This window comes from Bartonella sp. MU70NMGDW, assembly GCF_042194085.1.
GTDB lineage: Bacteria > Pseudomonadota > Alphaproteobacteria > Rhizobiales > Rhizobiaceae > Bartonella > Bartonella grahamii.
The window spans coordinates 1-530 of the sequence record NZ_JBHIMK010000571.1 but is presented as its reverse complement, the minus strand read 5'-3'; the positions used below and the strand labels follow the sequence as shown (position 1 = coordinate 530).

1 pseudogene is annotated in these 530 nt (G+C 44.9%); it reads left to right on the top strand.

The features are described from left to right. Positions 1 to 456, top strand: a pseudogene (locus ACFIKE_RS12225) (hypothetical protein); the annotation flags it as partial. Positions 457 to 530 lie beyond the last annotated feature (74 nt).

Sequence of the window (530 nt, the reverse complement as noted above, 5' to 3'; positions counted from 1 at the left end):
ACAACAGGTTATACTTTAGAACAGTTAGATGAGATTTCACTCAATCTTGAGGCATTGCCGGCTTCTTTAGACAGCCCCCGTTGGCAAAGTGGCGCTCCAATGCTTGGTGCTTTTGATGAAAACAATCGGCTTGTTATGTTTACAGGAGCCCCGATGGAGGCAACGGTTGTTTCGCAAGAGATGGGAGCGCCGGATGGAAGTTTTAACTTTATCACGAAAATGTTTGCCGAAGTTGATACGACACAAGGTCTTTTAAGCATAGGAGAGCGTCGGCTTCGCAATAATCAGACACCGATCACATGGCATAAGGAAAGGGTGTGTTCGTATGTCACGGGCGCTTATCACGGTCGTTCGCGCAATCGTTATCACCGCTTTAAATTGCGCATTCCTGAAGGCATTCATTGGAACCATATTACGGGATTTAATGTGGATTTACGTCCTTTTGGTAGAGGGTAATGGCAAAAGTCTTTTTGACCAGTTCTTGGGATATAGAGCGTATAGCCCCTTATCTTGAAGAAATCATTGCATCT